We start from the raw sequence: 25,890 nt of genomic DNA on the forward strand, positions 1-25,890 counted from the left end.
CACCGGCAACATGCCGGTGCGCCCCTCGTTGTTAATTTCCCGGGAACCATTGTGCGATGCGTTAGCAAGGACTAACGTATTGCGCATGCTCGATTTACTGGAAGTCGCCGCTGAACCGACGCGCAAGCGCCTGATCCAGCTGCTCGGCTCTGGTGAACGCACGGTGACGGAGCTGGCCGGGCACTTCCCGGTCAGCAGGTCCGCCATCTCCCAACACCTGCTGCTGTTGATCGAAGCCGGCTTGCTCGACGCCCGGAAGGACGGGCGCAGCCGCTACTACTCGCTCAACCCCTCAGGCATCGGCCGGCTCAAGAATGAAATCGAGTCGTTCTGGAATACCGAATTGGACGTGCTTGCAGCCGAAGCCGGGCAACTGGCAGCCGGCGGGCAGCGCGCCGCCTCACCGCTCACACACCCAGGAGAACAGCCATGAGCTTCGAGAGAACCGTCATCCTCCCCGTCGATCCCGACACCGCCTTCGCACTGGTCACCGAGCCCGAACGCCTGCGCCGCTGGCAAACCGTCGCCTGCCGCCTGGACCTCACCGTCGGCGGCAGCTACCGCTTCACCATGGCCCCCGGCCACCATGCCGCAGGCACGGTCACCGAAATCGACCCGGGCCGCCGGCTGGTGCTCAGCTGGGGCTGGGAAGGCTCCGATGCAGTGCCTCCGGGGGACTCCACGCTGTTCATCACCATGGAACCGCATCCGCAGGGCACCGCGCTCACCCTGCGCCACGAAGGCCTGGATGCCGGGCAGTCCTCCGGCCACGCCGAGGGCTGGAACCACTTCCTGGACCGCCTGGTGCGCTTCGCCGAAACCGGCCACGCCGCACCCGATCCGTGGAACGCCACCCCGGAACCGGAGGATGCGATCGCCTCGGCCGAGGCCGCCCTGGCCGCGCTGCAGCTGGTGCTGCACAACCTGCAGGCAAAGGACCTGCAGCGCCCGACTCCTTGCGCCGAGTACAACGTCGGCCAGCTCGTGGACCATCTGGCCGGCAACCTCGCCATGGCCTGCAAGGCGCTGGGCGCCGAACTGGCCGATGACCCGTCGCTGGCCCCCGAGCCCCGAATTGCCCGGCTCGCGCAGGCAGCCCTGGAGGCCTTTTCCGCGCGCGGGCTGGACGGCGAAATCGACCTGGGATTCGCAGTGGTTCCGGCCAGTGTCCTGTCCGGCATCCTGAACCTCGAGTTCATGGTCCACGGCTGGGACTTCGCCCAGGCCACCAGCCAGCAATACGACGTGGATCCGGGCCTGGCGGAATACGCCCTGGATCTGGCGCGGGCCACCGTCGGCGAACCGCAGCGCGCTTCGGGCTCCTTCGGCCCCGAGACGGCCATCGCCGAATCGGCCGGCAGCCTGGAACGGCTGATCGCATTCACCGGCCGCGTGCCGGCCGGCGCCTGAGGGGGATCGATGGTTGATGTCGCCACCAGCATCGTGATCCGCCGGCCGCGGCACGCGGTGGCCGGCTACGCGATGGACCCGCTCAATGCCCCGGCCTGGTACCGGAACATCAGCTCGGTGCGCCGGCTCGAGGAAGGCAGCTTCGGGGTCGGCGCGCGCACCGCCTTCGAGGCCCGCTTCCTGGGCCGGGACCTGTCCTACACCTATGAGGTCAAGGAATTGGTTCCCGGCCAGCTGCTGGTCATGGCCACCTCCCAAGGCCCGTTCCCGATGCGCACCAGCTACCGCTTCGAAGCGCTCGACGCTGCCAGCACCCGGGTGCACCTGCGCAATGCGGGACAGCCTTCGGGATTCGGCAAGCTGCTGGCTCCGCTGATGGCCCCGATGATGCGCCGGGCCAACACCGCCGACTTGCGGGCGCTCAAGCACATCCTGGAGGCAGGCTAGCCAGCCGCCGACGCAGGGAACGCAGGTGCTTGCCACCTGCGCGCCCTGCTTTCGCCCCGTCGCTGACTTGAGTGTTCGCGATCACTAGAATCCCGACTTGACGTTAAGTGGCTCACAGTCGCACACTTGTACACGTGAACCTGTCTGACAGCTGGACACCCGGACAGCAACCGATCGAACGACGATCCGCTGCCGAAGGCGTCTTCCATGCACTCCGCCTAGCCATTGAAGCCCAGGAAATCGCCATCGGCGCGAAGCTGGGATCCGAAGCGGCCCTCGCGGCCGACTACGGCGTGAGCCGCTCGGTCATCCGCGAAGCGCTGCGCTCCTGCGCAGCCCTGGGCCTGACCCGCACCGAAACCGGGCGCGGCACCTTCGTGGTCTCCCACCGGCCCACCCGCGAACTGAAACTGGGCACCTTCTCCTCCGACGACCTGCACGAAGCCCGTCCGCATATCGAGATCCCGGCTGCCACCTTCGCCGCCACCCGCCGCACCGCCGAGGACCTGGAGCGGATCAGCGGGTTGATCGAGGCGATGGAGCAGGAAGACGACCCGGCAGCCTGGGTCGAGCTGGATGCCGCCTTCCATGCCGCAATCGCCCAGGCCAGCGGCAACTCGGTGTTCACCAAGGTCGTCGCCGACATCCGCGAGGCCATGGCCCGCCAGTCCGAGACCGTGAACCTGGTCGCCGGGCGCCGCGCGCCATCGAACTCGGAGCACCAGGAAATCTACCAGGCCATCGCCGCGCAGGACCCGCAAGCGGCCACCGAGGCGATGGCCAAGCACCTCAATGCGGTGCAGCAAGCAGTATCCACCATAGTCAGGAGCAAGAAGTGACCCCAGCCGATCCCCAGTGCCTGCGAGCATCGCTGGCCGTTGAGGCACTGCCCCAGCACGAACCGCTGGTCATCGCCACCCGCGGCGAGGCCATCGAGTCCATCCACTACGGCTCGGCCGTGCTGCTGGATGCCGCCGGCTCCATCGCCGCCAGCCGCGGCGATGCCCACGCCGCCTTCTACCCGCGCTCGGCGCTCAAGCCGCTGTTCGCCGTGGGCATGCTGAGTGCCGGCCTGCAGCTCGATGGACAGCAGCTGGCACTGGCCTCGGCCAGCCACTCAGGGGGCCCGCGCCACCAGCAGGTCGCCGAATCCACGCTGGCCGCCGCCGGCCTGGACGAGAAAGCGCTGCGCAACTCCACCGACCTGCCCTACGGCGCTGCCGAGCGCCAGGACTACCTGGCCGCTGGCGGCACCGCCACCCAGCTGGCGCAGAACTGCTCGGGCAAGCACGCCGCACTGGCGGCCCTGTGCGAGCTCAAGGGCTGGGACACCGCCAACTACCTGCAGGACGAGCGCCTCCTGCAGCTGCTGCAGGACACCGTGGAAGAGCTCGCCGGCGAAAAGATCGCCGGGGTGAGCACCGATGGCTGCGGCACCCCGGTCTACCGGATGACCCTGGCCGGGCTGGCCCGCGCCTTCGGCAAGCTGGCCAGCGCCGCCGAAGGCACCGCCGAGGGGCGCGTGGCCGCGGCGATGACCCGCTACCCGGAACTGGTGGCAGGCGTTGGCCGCGACGTCACCGCCCTGATGCGCGCCCTGCCCGGCGCCGTGGCCAAGGACGGCTTCGAAGGCATCCAGGCCGTGGGCCTGCCCGATGGCAGCGCGCTGGCGGTGAAGATCGCCGACGGCTCGGACCGCGCCCGGATGCCGATCACCGCCAAGCTGCTCGCCGAACACCTGGGCGCCGGGGCCGAAGCGGCCCTTGCGCCCCTGGCCACCAGCCCGGCCTTCGGCGGCGGTGCGCCCGTGGGCCTGCTGGCCGCACTGTAATTTTTCCGTTCCCACCATTACAACGAATCCTGGAGAAGAATCCACCATGCCTGAAACCTTGCTCAGCGGCCAGACCCGCAGCGAGCATGACCTGATCGGCGACCGCGATATCCCGGCGGAAGCCTACTGGGGCGTGCACACCCTGCGCGCCAAGGAGAACTTCGACATCACCGGCACCGCGCTGTCCGGCAACCCGCACCTGATCCGCGCATTGGCGCGCGTGAAGCAGGCCGCGGCCCGCGCCAACCACGAGCTGGGGCTGCTGGACGCCCGCCGCGCGAACGCCATCGACCAGGCCTGCGAGGCCATCGCCGGCGGGGCGCTGCATGAGCAGTTCATCATCGACCCGATCCAGGGCGGGGCCGGCACCAGCACCAACATGAACGCCAACGAGGTCATCGCCAACCTGGCGCTGGAACTCCTGGGCCATGCCAAGGGCGAGTACCAGCACCTGCACCCCAACGACCACGTGAACCTCTCGCAGTCCACCAACGACGCGTACCCGACCGCGGTGAACATCGCCACGCACTTCGCCACCCAGCCGCTGCTGGCAGCCATCGAGGTGCTGCAGGATTCCTGCAACGCCAAGGCCGCGCAGTTCCGCACCGTGGTGAAGATGGGCCGCACCCAGCTGCAGGACGCCGTGCCGATGACCGTGGGCCAGGAGTTCCGCGGCTGGGCCGTGACCCTGGGCGAGGACCGGGCGCGGCTGGAAGAATCACTGTGCCTGGTCACCGAGATCAACCTCGGCGCCACCGCCATCGGCACCGGGCTGAACGCCCCGGCCGGCTACGCCGAGGCCGCCTGCCGCCACCTGCGCGAGCTGACCGGCCTGCCGCTGACTACCAGCCCGGACCTGATCGAGGCCACCTCGGATGTGGGCGCCTTCGTGCACCTCTCGGGCGTGCTCAAGCGCGTGGCGCTGAAGATCTCCAAGATCTGCAACGACCTGCGCCTGCTGTCCTCCGGTCCGCGCGCGGGCCTGAACGACCTGCAGCTGCCGGCCGTGCAGTCCGGCTCCTCGATCATGCCCGGCAAGGTCAACCCGGTGATCCCGGAAGTGGTCAGCCAGATCGCCTACCAGGTGGTGGGCCACGATTTGACCGTGACCATGGCCGCCGAGGGCGGGCAGCTGCAGCTGAACGCCTTCGAGCCGGTGATCGCGCACTCCATCGGGCTCTCGCTCAAGCACCTTGCCAACGGCTGCCTGACCCTGGCGCGCAAGTGCATCGACGGGATCACCGTGGACGAGCAGGCGCTGCGCCGCGAGGTGGAGAACTCCATCGGCCTGGTCACCGCGCTGAACCCGCGGCTGGGCTACGCGGCATCCACCTCGGTGGCCCTCGAAGCGCTGCACACCGGACGCGGCGTGGCCGAGCTGGTGCTCGAACGCGGCCTGCTCTCGGCCGAAGACCTCAATGAGCTGCTCTCCCCCGAGCGCCTCGCCAACCTCACCGACTAGATCCAAGGAATCCTATGGATAATTCCACTCCGCACGCCACCGCGGCGCACGTCCCCGATGCCGCGCTGACGGCCGGCGACAACGATTACCACAAGGGCCTGTCCTCCCGGCAGATGCAGATGATCGCCATTGGCGGTGCCATCGGCACCGGGCTGTTCATGGGCGCCGGCGGCCGGTTGGCCGAAGCCGGACCGGGCATTGTCATCAGCTACGCGGTCTGCGGCTTCTTCGCCTTCCTGATCCTGCGGGCGCTGGGCGAACTGGTCATGCACCGCCCGTCCACCGGTTCCTTCGTGTCCTACGCCCGCGAGTTCTACGGCGAGAAGGCGGCCTTCGCCACCGGCTGGCTGTACTGGCTGAACTGGGTGATGACCGCAATCGTCGACATCACCGCGGTGGCCCTGTACATGGGCTTCTTCGGCAAATACGTGGGGTGGATCAGCTCGGTGCCCCAGTGGCTCTGGGCGCTGCTGGCGCTGGCCGTGGTGCTGGTCATGAACCTGATCTCGGTCAAGGCCTTCGGCGAGATGGAATTCTGGTTCGCGCTGGTCAAGGTCGTGGCCCTGGTGGCCTTCCTGGTCATCGGCTGCTACTTCGTCATCTTCGGCACGCCGCTGGAAGGCCATGAGGTCGGCTTCTCGCTGCTCAGCTCCAATGGCGGGCTGCTGCCCAATGGCCTGCTGCCGGTGCTGGTGCTGATGCAGGGCGTGGTCTTCTCCTACGCTTCCATCGAGCTGATCGGCACCGCCGCGGGCGAAACGGAGAATCCGGAAAAGGTCATGCCCAAGGCGATCAATACCGTGATCATCCGCATCGCCGTGTTCTACGTCGGCTCGCTGGTGCTGCTCTCGCTGCTGCTGCCCTACACCGCGTACAGCGCCGGGGAATCGCCGTTCGTGACCTTCTTCGGATCCATCGGCGTGCAGGGCATGGACGTGGTGATGAACCTGGTGGTACTCACCGCGGCGCTGTCCTCGCTGAACGCCGGGCTCTACTCCACCGGGCGCATCATGCGCTCCATGTCGTTGAACGGCTCGGCGCCGAAATTCGCCGGGCGCATGAACAAGGCCGGGGTGCCCTACGGCGGCATCGTGATCACCGCTGTGGTGGCCGTGTTCGGCGTGGTGCTCAATGCCGTGGTCCCGGCCAAGGCCTTCGAGATCGTGCTGAACTTCGCGGCCATCGGCATCATTGCCTCCTGGGCGATGATCGTGCTGTGCCAGATGGCGCTGGTGAAGTCCGCGAACCGCGGCGAGCAGCAGCGCCCCGGCTTCCGGATGCCGCTGGCCCCGGTCTCCGGCTGGGTCACCCTGGGCTTCCTGGCCCTGGTGCTGGTGATGATGGCCTTCGACAATCCCATCGGCACCTGGACCATTGCCTCGCTGGTGATCATCATCCCGTTGATCATCGGCGGCTGGTACCTGTGCCGCGGAAGGATCAACGAGATCGCCGAGGCGCGGCTGCGCAACGAGCAGCCGGCCAACCAGGGATAGGTCCCATTGCATGCAACAAAAGTTGGCCGGCGATTCAGTACTGACTGGTTTGTCGGCCGACTTTTGATGTCATCGCATGAACTCACCCGCATAAAAGAATAGAGTCCGAAGACTTTATCGGACTTTGGATCCAATAAGCGATCTCCTCGAATCCGAGTTCCCCTTCCATCGACTACCAGGTTCGCTACGTCAGACGAACGCTAGCTTCGGACGCCTATCCGTGATGCCTAGTAACTGCCTAACACGGGCCGGTCGCATCGCCAGTTCATCTGCCAATACTGGCAGGGGTAGATCTTTGATTTCTGCCATCTTGAATGCTTCTCGAAGTAGGATCGGCATCTCACCTGGATGTCGATTAACTGGATTTCCAACAAAAAGCTCAACTTTCCGGAGTTGGTTCAAACGTTGGAAGGCTCGCCTGTATGCGGAATCAGAAACAATCCCCAGTTCTCGACAACGGTATATTAAGCTTTCTATCGACACGCCCCATTCCTTACTCAGCTGGTCTAAAGCTCGCAAATCCATTCTTGAGGGCAGCAACGGAGTAATCGACTCTTCTGGAGTTAGAAACTCCGCCGCGAATTCATCCGCTTCCTTCTCCAGCTTAACGTCTCCATGGGCTGACTCCCCGTGAAGAACTAAGTGCCCCAACTCATGAGCGGCCGTAAATCTGTGTCGGTATACGTCCTTTGCTCTTTCCGGTGTGAGGACAATAATTGGCCGAGGCAATCGAGACGTCGAGAACGCGTCCACTGTGGGAGTTGACTCGCCCGCAAATTCTGCCAAAGTCAGTATGATTCCATGTTTTTCGAGTGTCCTCACCACACGAGGTATCGGCCCCAGGCCAAGTTTCCAGTGATTACGAACATGCCTCGCCGCATCTGCCGGGTCAAGACCCAACGAGGTGGACTCACCGTTCGACAAACCGGGAACATCCACTTCAGGCAAACGAACATACTTTTCTAGGGCATAGGTTAATTCCCAAACTTGCTCCACATATGCCGTCGCCTTTTGTCTCTGTGCTACGGGGGTTCTTCGCAAACTACGGAAATGCGCGTCCGATTGGGATACGTGGATATACGGACGCCCGATGGCGAAGAACGCCTCCGGAACGTTCAAAACTTGAGCTAACTCGACAATGTGATCCGCGTTAGGCTGATTACTTCCCGATTCCCAATGCGTCACTGACATCGGCGTGACATCGAGTTGCCGCGCTAAAGAAGTCTTTGTTAAACCCTCAATCCTACGAGCTTGAATTAGTCTACGAGGATCAAATGCAGCAGCGACATCTTGCGTCGATATCCGTCGATATCCGCTAGTAGATCCCTGAACTATTTTCATTTACTCTCGCCATCAGTTGACAGTCGAGTCTCCTCGCGGAGGGAGAGTGACAGCTCGTCAGAGTCCTCTAGCTCATCAAAAAGGACGACTTCATCGTTCGATGCTTCGCTGTCAAGGATCTTGATATTCGGGAGCTCATGCGAAACCGTAGCAGCTACTGGCAGTAGCTCCCAGTACCCCCAGAAAGGTTCACCGCTAACCTCACGCAGGTCGCCCCAGCCCAATTCCCAAATTCGGTCTTGATTGCTGCCAAAACCGACAGTGACCACGCGTCCGAATCGAGCCAGCTGCTCGTCTAGCTGGTCGAGTTCAGCATCTTCGTCAAGCCTGGACGCATCGTAAGTATCAGCGTTGAAATCGTCATCCAGAAATTCCTCGACCGTAGCTTGCCGCCTGTCCAGAGCATTTGGGGTCGCGAGATTAAGCAACGACTTCCGCAGCTCCGACATCGTTATCTTGGCATTTAGTCGGTCTATCTTCGGATCACTCGAAAAACGGATTGGAAGCAGAGCAACCGAGGTTTCTTCAACAATAGGAAGAGCGAAACGTCCACGAGCGGGTTTCTTAAACGAGATACCCGGCACGGCGGCAAGCTTTTCTTCGAGAATTTCAAAAACCTTGACTTTGAGAGTGTTTCCGTAAGTGTCGCCTTTTTCCATCTCCCCGGAAATATGCGCGCGAACGGATAAATCTTGCGCTGTATTGACCGCACTTGCAATCAAAGGAGGAAGCACCTCCGCCAATGATCCGAAACTTTCCCGACTCCATAGACTTGTCCCAGTAGCACCCACCACTAATCACCTTTACTTTTCCACGGAAAGAGTCACTGCAACTTTAGTTTTAGCACAAGAATGAGCGAACAGCAATGAGGCCACCTCTCGCAGCGCAGCATTTACCTGCCAGACTGGTCCGGATCCACTAACGGGCGCATGCTACGCCACGGCAGGCTGGACGCTGAGCAAGATTTCGCGCACCAACGCGTATTCCTGGGTATCCAGGAACTGCTGCGCCTGCTGCTTCGCCGGGTCATCCGGGACGCCATGATCTTCCAGATAGTCCTCTTCAACCCACATCATCGGCGACTGCTCGCCGACCTTGAAGAAGTTCAAATCCGGGTTCTCATTGCGCTGGGCGAGCGCCTGGTCATCGATCAGGGCAATATCGAATCCAGAATCCTTTTCACCATCTTCCTGGCTGGTCGACTCCCAGAACTCGGCAATGAGGCTGGTGGGATGGAATCCGGTGCCAGCTCCGGGATCCGGCAGTTCCTCGCGGTCCAGTAGCTCCCGCTCGTACAGCGACATGTCCCCGTCCGGCGAGGTTGCCGTGGTGGGAATGAGGGTCAGCACGTGCTTGCCCTGCGCATCCCTGATCTCCCATTCATCCCATTCGGTGCAATCGCCCTGGCAGTCATCCCCGGCGACGCTCCACTGGTCGGGGGGTCATGAAGCCGATGCCATGGACCTGCTGCATCTGGCTCAGCTCGGGGGCCGTGGCGGTTTGCGAAGCCGGGCTTTTAGCGCTTTGCGATGCACTGGATTCAAGGCTTGAACCCGTCGGGGTGCCGGCTGTTGCCGATGGCGATGCTGCGCTTGGCGTACCGCTCTGGCTTGAAGGCGGTTCCTGTCCAGCTCCTTGGCAGGCGGACAGCATCAGCGCCGATGCGCAAACCAATGGCAATGCGCCTAGTCGGTTTCTGGCTCGGTTCATCTTTCCAACTCCTTGGTCGAGTATCTGGCGGTGCAGCTGATTTGGCAGGCTTCGCCCTTGGGACAATCCTCCATGGGATTGCATGTTTTTCCGATAACTGCAGCATTGCACCTTGGTTACAAGTTGTCCCGGCCTACTTGCCGATGCCACGTAATTTTCGATTTTCAGTAGTGCCCAGCGGCGAACAATGGCAAGATATGTGAAGTGGAACACTCTAAGCATTCATTTCATAATTTAGATTCATTTATTGGACTGGGCCGCCTCAGCGGCCTGGCGCTCTCCCCCGACGGCACGAAGCTCGTCACGACCCTCAGCACCCTGTCTGAGGACGAGACGAAATATGAGAGCGCCCTGTGGTCGCTGGATCCCAAAGGCGAGGAACCAGCACGACGGCTGACTTTCGGCGAGCACGGCGAATCGCAACCGCAGTTCACCGCCAACGGCGACCTGCTCTTCGTGGCCAAGCGCTCATCCAAGGAAAATGCCAAGGCCGAAGGCTGGATCCTGCCGGTGGCCGGAGGCGAAGCCCGCTCGGTGATCTCCCACCCTGCCGGGGTGCAGTCCTTGCAGATCTGCAACCAGTCTCCGCAGACCATCGTGCTGCGCACCTCGGCTTTCAGCCGTGCCAAGGACCTTGAGGCCGAAGCGGCATTGCGCACAAGCCGCAAGGACAAGAAGGTCTCGGCGATCCTGCACACCGGCTACCCGGTACGCTACTGGGACGAAGATTTGGGACCGGCCACCCCGCATTACTACACCGGCTCCCTGCCCGGCCTGCAGGATACCACCAGCGCCCAGCTCACCGATCTCACGCCGGGCATCGGCGCGAACCTGCATGACACGGCCTACGACGTTGCTTCCAACGGCAGTTTCCTGGTCACCGAATGGCACGTGTTCGAGGGCCGGGCTTCCGCGGCCCCGGGATTGATGCGCATCGACCTGCACACCGGCGCCCACGAGATGCTGCTGGCTCCCGATGAAAAGTACGAATATTCCCTGGGCAAGATCAGCCCGGATTCCACCCAGCTGGCCTACGCGCGCTGGCAGCGTTCCACCGCCGATACCGCACCGGTCTTCGAGTTGTGGCTGATGGATTTGGCCGACGGCGCCACCCATCGGATCGCCGCCGGCTGGGACCGCTGGGTCAATGACCTGCAGTGGGTTCCCAACGGGCGCTCGCTGCTGCTGACTGCCGATGACAACGGCCACGCCCCGGTCTTCCACCTGAGCCTGTACAACGACAAGATCACCAGGCTCACTGCCGACGGTGCCTTCACCGATGTGGCCATCAGCAGCGACTCGCGCACCGCCTACGCGTTGCGTTCCAGCTACCTGCACCCCGCTGAACCGGTGGCCATCGACCTGGCGCACACCGGAAATCTTGAGCAGGGCGAATTCGCGGCACTGACCGAGCTGCGCTCCCCGGTTGCCCGCCCTGCCTTGCCCGGAACGCTCACCGAGGTGTCAACCACCGCCAAGGACGGATCGGCCGTCCGCGCCTGGCTGGCCCTGCCCGAATCCGCCTCTGCCGCCAGCAAGGCGCCGCTGCTGCTGTGGATCCACGGCGGACCGCTGGGCTCGTGGAATGCCTGGAGCTGGCGCTGGAGCCCATGGCTGCTGGTGGCCCAGGGCTATGCCGTGCTGCTGCCGGATCCTGCCCTGTCCACCGGCTACGGCCAGGAGTTCATCCAGCGCGGCTGGGGCCGCTGGGGCCAGGAACCGTACACGGACCTGCTGGCCATCACCGATGCCGCCGAGGCGCGGGCAGACATCGATGAAACCCGCACCGCCGCCATGGGCGGCTCCTTCGGCGGCTACATGGCCAACTGGGTGGCTGGGCACACCGACCGCTTCAAGGCCATCGTCACCCACGCCAGCCTCTGGGCGCTGGAAGGCTTCGGCAAGACCACCGACGCCGCGTTCTACTGGACCCGCGAGATGAGCCCCGAAATGCGCGAGCAGAACTCGCCGCATCATTCGGTAGGCAGCATCGTCACCCCGATGCTGGTCATCCACGGCGACAAGGACTACCGGGTGCCCATCGGCGAGGGCCTGCGCTTGTGGTACGAGCTGCTGGCCGATTCGGGGCTGCCGCAAAAGGAAGATGGCAGCACCGAGCACCAGTTCTTGTACTTCCCGGATGAGAACCACTGGGTACTGTCCCCGCAGCACGCCAAGATCTGGTACCAGGTAGTCACAGAGTTCCTCTCCCAGAAGGTGCTGGGCAACGCGCCGCAGGAACTGCCCGAGTTGTTGGGCTAGCACCGCGCGGTGCTGAACTGCCGGGGTGGATTCATTTCTGCCCCGGCAGTTCCACTGGCGCTGGAGCATCTCCCCCGGCACCGCGGCTGGCCAGCACCAGCGCCTTGGCCCGCCGCGCCACGTCGGCATCGCGTTCGCCCAGCAGCGCTACCAGCTGGGCCAGATGCGCCGCGCGCTTGGCATATCCGGCGGCAAGCCGCTGGGCCAGGGTCATCGAGGACAATTCCTGGGCCTCGCGCCAAGCCATCATCAAGGCCCGCTCGAACAAGCGCTGCCCTGCCTCGTCCGCATTCCCGGCTGCGGTCGCGCCGAGCACGGCCACCGCATTGATCTGCGAGTCCTCCAAGCCCATCGCCAGCTGCTCCAGTCGCCGGCGCGAACGCTGAACGGACCGCGAGCCGCGGGAGAACCGGGTCAGCTGCGAGGTCGCCCCAAGCAGGTACTGGATGACCTGGACCATGTTGACCACGGTGAAGAACAGCATGAACACGAGCATCCAGTACAGCAACGAAGTGCTGTAGTCCGGTTGCTCGTAGCCGGCCTGCTTGAGCACTACGGCGAAGTCTTCGGCCGCGCCGGCGGCTTCCATGGCCGGATAGTTCGACTCGTAGATGCTTCCATGCTCCCACCCGCCGGTGGTGCCCCAGGAGGCGGTGCCGCTGATGACTGCCCCCGAGATCAGCCCGGGCATGATGCCCTTACCAGCATCCGTGATCAGCAGCGGGATGATCGTCAGGTCCTCGGGCAGCTCGCCGTTGGCAGGATCCGCGCGATCAGAGTATTCGTCCTTGATCCGCAAGATCGCCGAGCGCACGCTTTCGGGGGTCGAATCGCGGTATTCCGAGCCGTCGAAGTGCTTGAGTTCCAGGTAGGCTTCCGCATCGCGCACCGCGACCAGGATCTGCTGCGGGGTGTCGAAATCCTCTTCCATGTACCGGCGGATCTCGGCCTCGTTGACCAGTTGGCCCTGGTCATCGATTTCAAGTTCCATCCCCCGCCCGGAACCCTCATGGGTGCTTTCAGGCTCGTTGGCTACCGTGGACACGATGACCCCCGCGGCGATCAGGCTGCCCAGCAGCAAGGCAGAGAGCAGTCCGGCTTTCCATGCCCGGCGCAGCTTGGGCGGTTCATCGCCATCGGCGTCCACGGTGCCGGCGAACTTGGCCAGCGCGCGCCGCCAGGCACCGGGCTCGCGCGGCATGCCGCCTGCGTCCTGGTCGGCCTGAAGCGTATCGCCGAGGATCCCGCGAGCCAGCGAGTCCGCGGTGGCGATCTGCTGCAGCGCACCCTGCTTGGTTACCGGCGGCAGCCCCAGGCTGGAGCGCAGCTCATTGTGCTGGGCGCCGATCGCGGGCACCGGCTGCTGCAGGCCCCGCGGATACCGGCGCAGCCGGGCAGCGATCTTCCCGGCAAGCTTCGCCAGCCGCTTTTCGGCCTCGGCCCAGCGCTCGATGGCCGGGCGCTGGCTGGTATCGCCATGGGCGGCATTGAGCAGTGCGCCCAAGGCGGTGCGCAAATCCGCCAGGTCCTTGCCGGCCACCATGGTGCCGGGAGCGCTTTCCAGCCGGATCAGCAGCGCCGTCGCAGCATCGTTGATCGGGGAGCTGAGCTTGTCGAAGGTGGATCCGGTGCCAGCCAGGCGCGCATGCACCGAGCCGGCACCCATCAGCGAGTCAGCCAGTTCCGTCAGCTTGCGCGCGTCGGCTTCGAAGGCCGCCAGCTGCTGCCCGGTGCTCTTTTCCAAGCACTCTGCCCGAGTGAACAGCGAGCGCACCAGTGGGTCTTCGCGGCGGGCGGCATCCAGGGACAGGGATTCAAGCTGCCGCCACGCCCTGGTGAAGCCGGCCGGGCGGCGCGATTGGTCGGTGGCCTGGTAGGTAGCTTCCAGCGCTTCGAGGTCCAGGAGCACGCGGGCCAGCTTGCGCTGCGCCGCGGCCAGCCGGCGGTGCCGGGATTCCCACCGGGAGCGGAAGCGCAGGGCGCTGGCCAGGAACGCGGCGGTGAGCATGGCGCTCGCGCCCACGGCCGCGAACCAGAAGATCGCCGAGCTACTGGGCGAATCATCCAGCAGCACGGCGGCAGTATGCGCGGCGGCCACCGCCGCCTTGGGCCCATGGCCTACCGAAATGTTCTTGGTGAAGGCATGCTCGATGTCGAAGCGCAGGTCGGTGTGCTCTTCGTCCGAAGCGGCCAGGTTCCGGTCCAGGCCCACCCCGGTGAAGCGCTGTTCGGCGTCGCTTTGCCCGGAATCCCGGTTGTCCATCTTGGTCGAGACGATGATCTGGTTTTCGGGCACTTCTCCGCGCAGCAGTTCATCACCCGTTAGCCAGCGTTCGGCGATGACCAGTTCCAGCGGGGCCGTGGCCCGCACCGGGTGCCGGGCCAGCACGGCGTCCACCGTCTGCTGGGTGATGTTGAAGCCGGTCTCGCCCTGGACAACCACTGTGACCTCATAGGGTGCCGGGACGCTGGCAGCATGCACGGCCAGCACGGCGCGCACGCCCAGCGCGGTGGTCACCAAAGCCATGGCAATGGCGGCGATGGCAGTCCAATGGAAGGGGCGGCGCAGGCGGCGTCCGGTGGAATCGTGCATCAAGCGTGCCGGCATCAGCGGGACCCGCTTCCCGGCACGAAATTCCTGAGCACCGCGATAGGATCGCTCTCCTGCGGATCGGCTCTCCGCTGCGTGCCTTCCATCCCCTCGCCCAGCGCCTGCGGAATCTTCAGCCTCGCCTTGCCGGCTTGAGCCAGCGCATCGTGCAGCACGCCATCGAGTTCATCGCGCAGTTCCCACAGCCTGTCCAGGATGCCCGGAGCTTTATCCGCGCCGGTGCTCCGCCGGCTCAACCGGGTACGCAACAGCTGCAGTTCATCGGTATGGGTGATAATCGCGGCGCGCGCAGCCTGGGCGCAGCCCAGTTGCCCGGCACCGGGAAGGTCGAGGAACAGCGCCAGGTCTTCCAGCCGCTCACGGTGGTACTCGAAAATCCGGTTCCAGGCCTCGCGCGCATCCCGGGGCCGAGCCGTATAGGCATGGGCCAACTGGACCGCGCCACGCAGCAGCGAGAGTTCGTGCTCGCGGTTGCGCAGCTGGTCCAGTTGGGCTTCGGAGACCTGCTCCTGCTGTGGGGAACCCGGGTCCGTGTCCAGCGCGCGCCGGGCGCCTAGCTGGGAGCCGGCCCGTTGCCTTTCCAGTTCTGCCATCACCTGTGCCAAGCGGCTCTCCCCCGGCAGGCCGAGGTCGGGCACGGGCTTTCGGCCCAGGTAATTGCTTGCTTGCTGGATCCGCGACTCGAGCAGCTCGGCCTGCTTAATGCGGTCAGCGGCGGCGGCCTGCCCGGCCTTGCGGCGCTTGGCACGCCAGGCCCAGGCGAGCAGGAAGGCAATGGCCGCACCGAGCGCGCCCAAGGCGATCGCCTTGGACAGAGTCCGGTCAGGCGGCGCCTGCAGCTGCTGCGTGGTGGCCAGCGCGACGGCGGTGATCCCCGCGGTGTAATCCCCTGCGGCGAACTCGCCCTGTCCTGCCTCCAGGATCCGCTCACGGCTTCCCGGTGCGCTTTCGTGCACGTCGCGCCCGGGATCCACGGCGATTTCCACCGGATCCCCAGCATCCTGGGGAAGCATTACCCCGACGGCGATCCAGCCTTCCCCGACATAGCCCAGGGTCTTTCCGTTCTCCAGCCAGTCATCGCTGAGCGCGTCGCTGTCGCCGAACATCAGCATCCCGCGCACCAGCTGCCCGGCGCCCTTGAGGTTGTTGGGTTCCTGGTCCACCCCGAGCAGGATCTTCGCATCTTGTTCGCCCACGGCCTGCCGGACCTGGTCCATGATGCTTTCCGAATCCACCTCATCGAGTGCCGCGTCGGTGACCGCAAGGTAGAAGTTGCCTTCCTGGGAGGTCACCGATGGGATCAGGACGGTGCCGTCATCTGCGGAGTCCTCGTTGGGCGTCGCCGACGGGTAGACCGGTGCCGTGGCTTCTGGCTGAGTTGGATCCGCGGCGGCCTGCGCCGGCACGACACCGAGCCCCAGGTCCAGTCCCAAGGCGGCGAACAGGCCCGCGAGCAGCAGCTTGCTGGGGTACTTCACGGCGGTGCGACACGTGCGGTTCATGGGAACAACTGTATCAACAGGGGTTTGAGTAACCCTGTTTAAGGAGCAATTTGAACCGCTGTGACAACATCGCCCCGCGCAGATCCCCGAGAGGTTCTGCGCGGGGCGGTGGACTGCCTCGCTGGCCCGGACGGCCTCAGTCCAGCAGCATTGCCGGTTCCTGCAGGATCGAAGCCACATCGGCCATGAAGCGGGCCGAGAGGTCGCCATCCACCACGCGGTGGTCGAAGGAACCGCCCAGGGTGGTGATCCAGCGCGGGACCACCTCGCCGTCGATGACCCATGGCTTCTGGCGGATCGTGCCGAAGGCAACGATGGCTACTTCGCCCGGGTTGATGATCGGGGTACCGGTGTCGATTCCCAGCGCACCGATGTTGGTGATGCTCAGCGAGCCGTCGCGCATGTCCTCTGGACGGGTCTTGCCGGCACGAGCGGTGGTGGCCAGATCGTTCAGGGCGATGGCCAGTTCCTTCATGTTCAGGTTCTGGGCGTCCTTGATATTCGGCACCAGCAGGCCACGCGGGGTGGCTGCGGCGATGCCCAGGTTCATGAAGCGCTTCTGGTGGATCTCGGCGCCGTTTGCGGTCTCCACCCAGCTGGCGTTCACCGAAGGGTTGCGGGCCGCCGCCCAGATCACGGCACGGGCCAGCACCAGCAGCGGCGAGACCTTGATGCCTTCGAAGTCGCGGGATTTCTTCAGGCGCTGCACGTACTCCATGGTGCGGCTGGCATCCACGTCCACGAAGATCGAGACATGCGGTGCGGTGAAGGCCGAGTCGACCATGGCCTTGGCGGTGGCTTTGCGCACGCCACGCACCGGGGTGCGTTCCACGCGGGCATCGGCCAGCTGGCCGTGGGCCCAGTAGGTTGGCGCCGCTGCGTGCTCGGCTTCGCGCTGGGCCTGGTAGCTGTTGACGTCTTCGCGGGTGATCTCGCCCTGGTTGCCGGTGCCCACCACATCGTTGATGTCGATGCCCAGCTCCTTGGCCAGCCGTCGCACCGGCGGCTTGGCCAGCACGCGGTCCACGAAGCTCGCCACCGCAGGCTTGCGGCGATCCACTTCGCGGGTCACCGCGGTGCCCAAGGACTGCGCGCGGCGCGAGATGGTCTCGGCCAATGCGGATCCGGAGGCGCGCACCGCTGCGGTACGCGCACCGGCCGTCGAAGGAGCGGGGCGGCTGGTTCGTGCCCGGCGCACCGAGGCATCAGCGGTGGGGCCCGATCCGACCAGCGGGCCGGGTTCTTCCGAAGCCTGCGGCGAAGCCGTGCTCAGGGCCTCGGTTGGTTCCGGCACGCCGGTTGGAGGCGCTGCGTTGCCCTCTTCATCGATGGTGATCAGCGGGTTGTCCACCAGCACGGTATCGCCCTCGGCCGCGTGCAATGCGGTGACCACCCCAGCGAAGGGGCAGGGCAGCTCGACCAGCGACTTCGCGGTTTCGATTTCCACGAAAATCTGGTTGACCTCAACGGTGTCGCCCACCTTGACCTTCCAGGAGGCGATATCCGCTTCGGTCAGGCCTTCGCCCACATCGGGGAGATTAAAGACTGTCATTACTACTCCTTGGATTCCGCTTAGTAAGCGAAGGACCGGTCGAGGGCTTCAAGCAACTTGTCGATGTCCGGCAGGTACTGGGACTCCACCTTGGAAATCGGGTAAGGCATGTGGAATCCGCCCACGCGCAGCACCGGGGCTTCCAGCGAGAGGAAGGCGCGCTCGGTGATGCGGGCCGCGATTTCCCCGCCCAGGCCGCCGAAGGTCGGCGCTTCGTGGGTGACGATCAGCCGGCCGGTCTTCTGCACCGATTCGGTGATGGTGTCGAAGTCAATCGGCGAAAGCGAGCGCAGGTCGATGACCTCGATGGACCGGCCATCTTCCAGCGCGGCATCCGCGGCGGCCAGGGCGATCGGCACCAGCGGGCCGTAGGCGACGATGGTCGCGTCGGTGCCCGGGCGGACCACCTGCGCCTTGAAGGCATCCAGCGCCGGGGTTTCGGTATCGACCTCGCCCTTGAGCCAGTAGCGGCGCTTGGGCTCGAAGAAGATCACCGGGTCCTGGCAGGCCGCCGCCTGCTGGATCATCCAGTAGGCGTCATGCGCGTTGGACGGGGTGATGATGCGCAGGCCCGCGGTGTGGGCGAATAGCGCTTCCGGGGATTCGGAGTGGTGCTCGATGGAGCCGATGCCGCCGCCGTAAGGGATGCGGATGACTACCGGTGTGGTCAGGCGGCCCTCGGAGCGGGCGTGCATCTTGGCCAGCTGGGTGGTGATCTGGCTGAAGGCCGGGAAGACGAAGCCGTCGAACTGGATTTCCACCAGCGGGCTGAAGCCGCGCAGGGCCATGCCCACGGCGGTGCCGACGATGCCGGCCTCGCCCAGCGGCGAGTCGATGACGCGGTGCTCTCCGTACTTGTCGATCAGCCCGTCGGTGATGCGGTACACGCCACCGAGGCGCCCGATGTCCTCGCCCATCAGCAGGGACTTGCCGTTGGATTCCAGCACCTTGTCCAGGCCGCTGGTAATGGCCTTGGCCAGGGTCATTGTGGTGGTCATTTAGTGCTCTCCCTCAGCCGCATCGGCGAATCCTGCTTCGTATTCCAGATGCCAGGCCAGTTCTTCCTGGATCAGTGGATGCGCTTCGGCGTAGACCTGCTCGAAGGACTTGGCCAGTGGCGGAACAGGGAAGGCCATGGCGTCTTCGCGGACCTTGGCAGCCATCGCATCAGCGTCGGCGGCCAGCTGCTCGAAGAAGGCGTCGTCAACCAGGTTGTTCTCGCGCAGGTAGGTTTCCAGGCGGATCAGCGGGTCCTTCGGGGCCCACTGGGCCTCTTCTTCGCTCATGCGGTATTTGGTTGGATCATCGGCGGTGGTGTGCGCGCCGAGGCGGTAGGTGACGGCCTCGATGAGGACCGGGCCCTTGCCGCTGCGTGCGTGTTCCAGCGCCCAGCGGGTGACCGCCAGAACGGCCAGCACGTCATTGCCATCCACGCGCACTCCCGGCATGCCGTAGCCGGCGGCTCGGTTGACCAGTGGCACCTTGGACTGGACCTCGAAAGGCACGGAGATCGCCCACTGGTTGTTCTGACAGAAGTAGACCACCGGTGCGTTGAAGGAGCTGGCGAAGACCATAGACTCATGGGTTTCGCCCTCGGTGGAGGAACCATCGCCGAAGTAGGCGACTACGGCGTTGCCTTCCTTGGCGCGGCGGGCTTCATCCCAGCCGCGCTGTTCCATGTTCAACGCCATTCCGTAGCCGGCGGCATGCGGCATCTGCGCGGCCAGCACCATGGTGTACATGTGGAAGTTGTTTTCCCGGGGATCCCAGCCGCCTCCGGAGATGCCGCGGAACAGGCGCAGCATCTCTGAGAAGGACACGTCGCGGGTCAGCGCTACGCCGTGCTCGCGGTAGGTGGGGAAGATGTAGTCGCTTCGGCGGGTTGCGCGACCGGAACCTATCTGCGCCGCTTCCTGCCCGCGCAACGGGACCCAGAGGCACAACTGGCCCTGGCGCTGCAATGCTGTGGCCTCTTGGTCGAATCGACGGGTCAATGCCATGTCGCGGTAGAAACCACGAAGCATGTCATCATCAACGTCGCCCAGATACGCATCGTACGTTTCATGGGACTGACGCTGGCCGTCCGGAGTCAAGATCTGAATCAGATCCGGCTCCGTCGCCTCGGTCGCAGCACGCGTCATTTATCATCCTTCGGTCATAAATATGCCCCACACGGAATACATTCCGCATGGGACATATACGGCTTGTCTAATTTCTAAGCCTATAGGCATTGACCGCTAAAACGCGAGAAATCAGCACCAGTTACCCCTGTGCAAGGTCGAGTGATTCCTTGCACAGTTCAATAAAACGATCGTTTGCTTCAACTTCGCCGATGGAGACACGCACTCCCTCGTTCGAGAAGCCGCGCACCGACAGCGCCACGGCGTTGGCCCGTTCGACGAACTGATCGCTCTTTTCGCCCAGCGGTAGCCAAACGAAGTTCGCCTGTGTGGAGGGAATCTTCCAGCCCTGCCCGGCCAGGGCCGAGGCAACTCGTTCGCGTTCCATGACCAATCCCTCAACGCGCTCAAGCACCTGGTCGATGTTGGCCAGCGAAGCGACCGCGGCATCCTCGGCCACGCTGGATACGGCAAACGGAGTGGCCACCACGCGGATGTTATCGGTGATTTCCGGGTGAGCCACCGAATAGCCCACTCGGAGGTTCGCCAGGCCGTGAGCCTTCGAGAAGGTGCGCAGCAGAACGACATTTTCGTTCTCGTTGTAGGTATGGATGCCATCCACCGATTTCTCGTCACGGACGAACTCTACGTACGCCTCATCCAGGACAACCAGCACGTTCTTCGGAACCCGCGCCAGGAAATCATCGACTTCGGCCTGGGTGAGTACCGGGCCGGTGGGGTTATTCGGAGTGCACAGCAAGATGACAGAAGTGTTCTCATTCACCGCAGCGATCATGGATTCCAGATCGTGGCGCCCATCTTCCAGCAACGGAATTTCAACGGGCAGCGCACCGGCAGTCTGCACGAGAATTGGGTAAGCCTCGAAGGAACGCCACGCATAGATGACTTCATCCTGGATGCCGTCCTCGTTCTGGCCCGCGAAGGTATTCAGGATCTGCACCAGCGCGCCGAGGGAACCGGCGCCGGTCACGATATCTTCAGCAGGAACGTCCAAGTAATCGGAGAGTGCTCCGCGCAGCTTGGTCGATAGCGGGTCAGGGTAGCGATTCAGGCTGGACTGCTCGACGACCGCCTGATGCACAGCGTCCAAGGGACCAAAGGGAATCTCATTCGATGACAGCTTGTAAGCTCTCGCGCCTTCAACTGGGGCAGGCGGCTTGCCCGCAGCGTATTTTGGCAAACGTGCAACAACGGAGCGTGGCTGCACCTGATCTTGGGTCACCGGGTTCTCAGTCATACCTCAAAGCCTAGCCCTCACTAAGGGTTTAGCGATATCTGCGGTTCATCCTAATCCCAGATTTTTATGCCAAAGTTAAGGCATGAGCTTTCTGATTCGAGTCATCGTCAATGCGCTTGCCCTCGCCGCCGCCGTCTGGATTGTGCCCGGCCTCAAGATCGTCGCGGCAGGCGAAGGTGCAATAAGCACGGTAATCGCCTATTTGGCGGTTGGCGCAATCTTCGGATTGGTCAACGCCTTGGTCCGTCCGATCGTCAAGCTGTTCTCCTTGCCAATCACCTGCCTCACATTGGGCTTGTTCACCATCGTGATCAACGCCCTGATGCTCCTGCTGACCTCGTGGCTAACGACCTTCACCCCCATTGAACTGGTCATCGAGCAGTTCTGGTGGGATGCCATCGCCGGCACGATCATCATCTCCATCGTCTCAGCGGTCCTCGGATTGTTCGTCAAGAGCGAGAACGAGTAAGCGAAATTCTCCTCGATACAAGAAGAAGACGGCATCCGACAGGTGCCGTCTTCCTTCGTTAATGCCCGATTCGCCGCATCCGATCGGCTTCCCATTTCCTGCCCCTATCCACAGCACCACCCGTCAGCACCTAGGCAATGAGCGGAACACGGTGCTCACCCGGCCGGAGCCAAGTATTGGCAGAACATCGCGTTCTGGCGGACCCGATATAAGAGTCGTACCGGATTCATCAGAACTGCGATGCCAGGTGATGCTTACCTGACTGGCTAGTTGCAGTTTTGAACGCCTTAGTGGCGTGGCGCCATGTGCTTGAGCCGTTGCAACTCCTCTTCCGTCAAGGGCGGACGTTCTTTTTGCTTGCGCTCCAACTTGAACATGCGGATTTTCACCAGAGATTCGGGAAGGTAGAACTTCTCCAGATGCTCTCGGATTTCCAGCTTCGGGTCCTCATCGAGCTCCAGGAGGTGGTCACCGTAATTCTTGAGGTGATGCGACGGGCCAAAGAGCCCGTCTTCGGGCAAGATTTCCTTCATGTGCTCGCGTGGACCTGGGAATGTGGTGGTGTAATGCTCGCCCTTGTCGGGATTGGGCCTGCCATCGGTGCCGGGCACCATATCCTTTTGGTCTTCTACGGACAGGCTGCGGACATCCTCTGGCAGATCAATAGTGCCGATCGGAGAACCAAGGGTCAGCACCTTGTTCATCTTGTACTTGCGCTTCAAGAACTTGTTCTTCGTCAGCTGGGCTACGTGAATACCGCCTTGCGAGTACCCGGAGAGGATAACCTCATCGCCCTCTTTCGCTCCGCTGAGCTTTAATGCTTCATCGAGCGGTTCCACAAAATTCTCGGATTCCACGCCGAAGCCGTCAGCGATGCCTTCCGTGCCAAAAGGCGAAGGAACTTCGGCGTCATCCTGCGTACCTGGAAAGAGCGCGATGTAAGTATCATCGTCAGCTTGGACGATCATGATCTTTCCGTTGTTCTCCGTGCCTTCGCCTTCCAGCTTTTCGTGCAGCTGGAAATAGGTTTTCATCTTGCCATCCACTTCAACCGTTTGAGCTGGATCTTGCCCAGTGAGCTTTATTTCGGTATTCCGATTTGATCCCAGCAGTCGCATGATGCCCGACAGCGTCTTGGTGGCACCTTCGATTTGCTCGGTCAGCGTCAGATTCGGCGCCAACGGCCAGCGCGGCATGTGGGACATCAGCAAGCGCAGAAAGGTCTCCATGCTTTCCCGCGGCGGACGCCAGCCGTTTTCGCGGGTCTCGGAAATGAAGTCCCCGACCAGTACTGCGCTTGTGCTTACGAGCATCATCCGTTCAACTGCGGCTTCGGCAACTTCATAATTCCGCATTGCCGCAGAGACTTTTCCGGTAAGTTCAAACGCTGTAATTTCGCCTTCCCTGGCCTGCTGATAGCCGTCTCTGATCAAATCTCCCAAATGCCCGAGGTCGTAGCCCCTGGCTTCAATGCTTGCCACCATGCACTGGAGATTCAGATCCCTCTGGCAACTGTCCGCAGCCTGCGCGGCCCTGAGTAATGCATCGGATATGCCGTTGATGTCGTGGGCAACCCTCTGGCAGATTTCCCCTGCTTGGGCGTAATCCAGCTCGTTGTAATTGACTTCATATCCCATGGCTACGAGGCCATTCGCTGGTTCATGATTTGCGCTTCGAGGTTTTGTATCTCGCGCATGGCAACCCCCAAGTATTCTTCAGCGTTGTTCAGCTCGCCATTGAGCATTTCCAGTCGCTGGCTCAGCTCCTCAACATTGTCTAGAAACGCCTTGCCAGCCTTGGAATTCCAAGTCAATGCCCGGATTGAACCCAACTGCGCGATGGCGAACTTGGTAGTTTTCTGGGCGTCATCGAGCTGACTTGCCACCGTCAGCAGCGTCGCTTGAAACATCATTTCCTTGCTCCGCATCCATGAGAATTTGTCCACCATCATGGACAGTGGCCACGGGGTACCAGCACGTTTAGCGACCGGTTGTGGAAACAGCAGTGAAGTAAAAGATGTGATGTAGCGCCGAGGATGGAAGAATATGAGTATGGCTGAGATTGCGCGCACTTCCCTTGCTAATGAACCACTGGCACTGACTGCCCTCGACGGACGCTACCGCAGCGCCGTGGCACCGCTGGTCGACTACCTTTCCGAAGCGGCTTTGAACCGCGATCGCGTTCACGTTGAAGTTGAATGGCTGATCCACTTGACCGATAACTCCGTTCTGCCGGGCACCTCCCCTCTGTCAGAGGACCAGAAGGCTGCCCTGCGTAAGATCGTTACCGATTTCGACGCTGATTCGGTGAAGGAACTGGCGGAGATCGAAGCTGTCACCGTTCACGACGTGAAGGCTGTCGAGTACTACATCGCCAATCGCCTGGAAGCGATTGGCATCGGCAACCTCAAGCCGCTGGTGCATTTCGGTTGCACCTCCGAGGACATCAACAACCTGTCCTACGCTCTGGGCGTCCAGGGTGGCGTGCAGCAGGTATGGCTGCCAGCAGCCCGCGACTTGGTGGCACAGCTGGCCAAGATGGCCGAGGACTCCCGCGACGTGCCAATGCTCTCGCGCACCCACGGCCAGCCGGCAACCCCAACTACCCTGGGCAAGGAACTGGCAGTTCTGGCGTGGCGCCTGACCCGCCAGCTGGACCGCGTTGAGAAGACCGAGTACCTGGGCAAGATCAACGGTGCTACCGGCACCTACGCTGCCCACTATGCTTCGGTTCCAACCGCTGACTGGCAGCAGGTTTCCAAGGACTTCGTTGAGCACCTGGGCCTGGCTTGGAACCCGCTGACCACCCAGATCGAATCCCACGACTGGCAGGCCGAGGTCTACGCAGACATCGCACGCTTCAACAGCATCCTGCACAACCTGTGCACCGATGTCTGGAGCTACATCTCCATCGGCTACTTCGCGCAGATCCCCGTGGCCGGCGCCACCGGATCCTCGACCATGCCGCACAAGGTCAACCCGATCCGCTTCGAGAACGCAGAAGCCAACCTGGAGATCTCCAACGGCCTGCTGAACACCCTGGGCTCCACCCTGGTCACCAGCCGCTGGCAGCGCGATCTGACAGACTCCTCCTCGCAGCGCAACATCGGTACCGCCATCGGCCACTCGGTGCTGGCGATCTCCAACGTCGCCAAGGGCTTGGATCGCCTGTCGGTCGCCGAAGCCGTGCTGGCTGACGATCTGGACCACAACTGGGAGGTCCTTGCAGAGGCCATCCAGATGGTCATGCGCGCCGAGGCCATTGCCGGCGTCGAAGGCATGGACAACCCATACGAGCGCCTCAAGGACCTGACCCGCGGCCACCGTGTGGATGCGGCCCGCCTGAAGGAATTCGTTGGCGAGCTGGGCCTGTCGGCCGATGCTGAAGCCCGCCTGCAGTCCCTGACCCCGGGCAGCTACAATGGCATCGCTTCGCAGCTGGTGGACCACCTGAAGAAGTAGCCGTGGATGGCGCGAACGCGCCCAAGACACGCGACACACCCCTGGCCAACGCTGGGGGTGTCGTTCGTTGAATCCGGTATTTCAGTTCAAGCTAGTGGCACTGCGCGTAGTCGTAGAAGCCGATTCCGCTTTTGCGCCCTAGCTTGCCCTCGGCCACCAGCGCGGACACCCGCTCATTTGGTGCATCAGTTTCGGTCCCGGTTTGCGCGAAGTTCGCCCGCGCGATGAAGTCGATGACATCCAGCCCCACCAGATCCATCAATTCGAACGGTCCCATCGGGTGACCTAGTGCAGTGCGCGCGGTGGTGTCAATATCCGTGATACTGGCAATTCCGGCCCCGGCCAGTGCCAATGCCTCTCGCTGGACGGCCCCCATGAGGCGGTTGGCGATAAATCCTGGGATTTCCCGTTTGATCAGGACGGGTTCTTTGCCCAACCGGGATGCCAACGCCATCACCGTATTCACGGTGGCATCACTGGTGGATTCGTGGCGGACCACTTCAACACACTTCATGACCAAGGCGGGATTGAAGAAATGCATGTTGCAGACGCGATCTGCCCGTCCGCTGGCCTCCGCAACCATAGATGAGCCCATAGTTGAGGAGTTAGTTGCCAGAATGGCATGGGCGGGAGCCACTGTGCCTAGGCACTTGAAGATTGATCGCTTGATATCCAAACGTTCAGTGGCAGCTTCGATCACAAAGTCTGCGTCAGCTGCAGCCCTGTCCAGATCCTGGGCAAAGCTTAGCCTGTTCAGGGCGGCACCAGCCGCGTCCACAGTTAACTTGTTCTTCCCGATTTGTTTTGCGACCCAACTTTCGAGTTCGGCTTCTGCAAATTCCAGCCCGTCGGAGGAAATGTCCTGGACGATGGTCGCATAGCCGGACAGGGCCGCACTCATGGCAATTTGTCGACCCATCGTCCCGGCACCAATTACCAGGACGGTAACGACATTATCAAT

Annotated in this window: 22 protein-coding genes; 10 read left to right on the top strand and 12 right to left on the bottom strand. The window is 63.0% G+C overall.

What is annotated here, in order from left to right; translation table 11 throughout:
* The 7 genes from ACRDT3_RS05455 to ACRDT3_RS05485 form a co-directional block, all read left to right on the top strand.
* The coding region (locus ACRDT3_RS05455; protein WP_431492016.1) for an ArsR/SmtB family transcription factor at positions 1 to 433 on the top strand (433 nt) is incomplete at its 5' end.
* Entirely contained in the window at positions 430 to 1,410 is a 981-nt protein-coding gene (locus ACRDT3_RS05460; protein WP_431492017.1) for a TIGR03086 family metal-binding protein, read from the top strand. The genes ACRDT3_RS05455 and ACRDT3_RS05460, both read left to right, overlap by 4 nt.
* 9 nt (positions 1,411 to 1,419) lie before the next feature.
* On the top strand, positions 1,420 to 1,857 hold the full coding sequence (locus ACRDT3_RS05465) for an SRPBCC family protein (protein WP_431492018.1): 438 nt from the start codon (positions 1,420 to 1,422) through the stop codon (positions 1,855 to 1,857).
* 134 nt (positions 1,858 to 1,991) lie between these two features.
* Complete coding sequence (locus tag ACRDT3_RS05470) at positions 1,992 to 2,696, top strand: FadR/GntR family transcriptional regulator (protein ID WP_431492019.1); 705 nt, start codon at positions 1,992 to 1,994, stop codon at positions 2,694 to 2,696.
* Positions 2,693 to 3,688: an asparaginase gene (locus ACRDT3_RS05475; protein ID WP_431492020.1), complete on the top strand. Its 996-nt coding sequence runs from the start codon at positions 2,693 to 2,695 to the stop codon at positions 3,686 to 3,688. The genes ACRDT3_RS05470 and ACRDT3_RS05475 overlap by 4 nt, the downstream gene beginning before the upstream one ends.
* A 46-nt stretch (positions 3,689 to 3,734) precedes the next feature.
* The gene (locus tag ACRDT3_RS05480; RefSeq protein WP_431492021.1) at positions 3,735 to 5,150 is read left to right on the top strand and encodes an aspartate ammonia-lyase; all 1,416 of its coding nucleotides are present in this window, start codon (positions 3,735 to 3,737) and stop codon (positions 5,148 to 5,150) included.
* Positions 5,151 to 5,164: 14 nt separating this feature from the next.
* Entirely contained in the window at positions 5,165 to 6,643 is a 1,479-nt protein-coding gene (locus ACRDT3_RS05485; protein ID WP_431492022.1) for an amino acid permease, read from the top strand.
* A gap of 189 nt (positions 6,644 to 6,832) precedes the next feature.
* Here ACRDT3_RS05485 and ACRDT3_RS05490 read toward each other — a convergent pair whose 3' ends face one another.
* The 3 genes from ACRDT3_RS05490 to ACRDT3_RS05500 form a co-directional block, all read right to left on the bottom strand.
* Entirely contained in the window at positions 6,833 to 7,984 is a 1,152-nt protein-coding gene (locus tag ACRDT3_RS05490) for an XRE family transcriptional regulator (RefSeq protein ID WP_431492023.1), read from the bottom strand.
* Entirely contained in the window at positions 7,981 to 8,775 is a 795-nt protein-coding gene (locus ACRDT3_RS05495) for a hypothetical protein (RefSeq protein WP_431492024.1), read from the bottom strand. The genes ACRDT3_RS05490 and ACRDT3_RS05495 overlap by 4 nt, the downstream gene beginning before the upstream one ends.
* A gap of 141 nt (positions 8,776 to 8,916) precedes the next feature.
* Positions 8,917 to 9,333, bottom strand: coding sequence for a hypothetical protein (locus ACRDT3_RS05500; protein WP_431492025.1), 417 nt, complete (start codon positions 9,331 to 9,333; stop codon positions 8,917 to 8,919).
* 565 nt (positions 9,334 to 9,898) lie between these two features.
* On the opposite strand from ACRDT3_RS05500, the gene ACRDT3_RS05505 reads away from it, so the two are divergent.
* Complete coding sequence (locus tag ACRDT3_RS05505) at positions 9,899 to 11,956, top strand: S9 family peptidase (protein WP_431492026.1); 2,058 nt, start codon at positions 9,899 to 9,901, stop codon at positions 11,954 to 11,956.
* 31 nt (positions 11,957 to 11,987) lie between these two features.
* On the opposite strand, the gene ACRDT3_RS05510 is transcribed toward ACRDT3_RS05505, so the two are convergent.
* From ACRDT3_RS05510 to ACRDT3_RS05535, 6 genes are all read right to left on the bottom strand, one after another.
* Positions 11,988 to 14,564, bottom strand: coding sequence for a hypothetical protein (locus ACRDT3_RS05510; RefSeq protein ID WP_431492027.1), 2,577 nt, complete (start codon positions 14,562 to 14,564; stop codon positions 11,988 to 11,990).
* Positions 14,564 to 16,069: a hypothetical protein gene (locus tag ACRDT3_RS05515; RefSeq protein WP_431492028.1), complete on the bottom strand. Its 1,506-nt coding sequence runs from the start codon at positions 16,067 to 16,069 to the stop codon at positions 14,564 to 14,566. The genes ACRDT3_RS05510 and ACRDT3_RS05515 overlap by 1 nt, the downstream gene beginning before the upstream one ends.
* Before the next feature lie 136 nt (positions 16,070 to 16,205).
* A complete protein-coding gene (locus tag ACRDT3_RS05520; RefSeq protein ID WP_431492029.1) occupies positions 16,206 to 17,621 on the bottom strand; it encodes a dihydrolipoamide acetyltransferase family protein in 1,416 nt (471 codons plus the stop codon).
* Between the two features lie 20 nt (positions 17,622 to 17,641).
* On the bottom strand, positions 17,642 to 18,619 hold the full coding sequence (locus tag ACRDT3_RS05525) for an alpha-ketoacid dehydrogenase subunit beta (RefSeq protein ID WP_431492030.1): 978 nt from the start codon (positions 18,617 to 18,619) through the stop codon (positions 17,642 to 17,644).
* A complete protein-coding gene (gene pdhA / locus ACRDT3_RS05530) occupies positions 18,620 to 19,762 on the bottom strand; it encodes a pyruvate dehydrogenase (acetyl-transferring) E1 component subunit alpha (protein ID WP_431492031.1) in 1,143 nt (380 codons plus the stop codon).
* Positions 19,763 to 19,883: 121 nt separating this feature from the next.
* Positions 19,884 to 20,999: a histidinol-phosphate transaminase gene (locus tag ACRDT3_RS05535; protein ID WP_431492032.1), complete on the bottom strand. Its 1,116-nt coding sequence runs from the start codon at positions 20,997 to 20,999 to the stop codon at positions 19,884 to 19,886.
* An 82-nt stretch (positions 21,000 to 21,081) separates the two neighbouring features.
* Here ACRDT3_RS05535 and ACRDT3_RS05540 point away from each other — a divergent pair, with 82 nt between their 5' ends.
* Complete coding sequence (locus tag ACRDT3_RS05540; protein WP_431492033.1) at positions 21,082 to 21,468, top strand: phage holin family protein; 387 nt, start codon at positions 21,082 to 21,084, stop codon at positions 21,466 to 21,468.
* 287 nt (positions 21,469 to 21,755) lie between these two features.
* Here ACRDT3_RS05540 and ACRDT3_RS05545 read toward each other — a convergent pair whose 3' ends face one another.
* Together ACRDT3_RS05545 and ACRDT3_RS05550 are read right to left on the bottom strand one after the other, a co-directional pair.
* Positions 21,756 to 23,105 carry a hypothetical protein gene (locus ACRDT3_RS05545; RefSeq protein WP_431492034.1) on the bottom strand — a complete coding sequence of 450 codons (1,350 nt, stop codon included), beginning with the start codon at positions 23,103 to 23,105 and terminating at the stop codon, positions 21,756 to 21,758.
* A 2-nt stretch (positions 23,106 to 23,107) separates the two neighbouring features.
* Positions 23,108 to 23,539, bottom strand: coding sequence for a hypothetical protein (locus ACRDT3_RS05550; RefSeq protein WP_431492035.1), 432 nt, complete (start codon positions 23,537 to 23,539; stop codon positions 23,108 to 23,110).
* Between ACRDT3_RS05550 and purB the strand changes: the two genes are divergently transcribed.
* Positions 23,520 to 24,929: an adenylosuccinate lyase gene (purB, locus tag ACRDT3_RS05555; protein ID WP_431492036.1), complete on the top strand. Its 1,410-nt coding sequence runs from the start codon at positions 23,520 to 23,522 to the stop codon at positions 24,927 to 24,929. The two genes, ACRDT3_RS05550 and purB, sit on opposite strands and share 20 nt — an antisense overlap.
* A gap of 91 nt (positions 24,930 to 25,020) precedes the next feature.
* Here purB and ACRDT3_RS05560 read toward each other — a convergent pair whose 3' ends face one another.
* Positions 25,021 to 25,848: a 3-hydroxyacyl-CoA dehydrogenase family protein gene (locus ACRDT3_RS05560; protein WP_431492121.1), complete on the bottom strand. Its 828-nt coding sequence runs from the start codon at positions 25,846 to 25,848 to the stop codon at positions 25,021 to 25,023.
* Positions 25,849 to 25,890 lie beyond the last annotated feature (42 nt).

Origin of the sequence: Glutamicibacter sp., assembly GCF_050701915.1 — a bacterium.
Lineage (GTDB): Bacteria > Actinomycetota > Actinomycetes > Actinomycetales > Micrococcaceae > Glutamicibacter.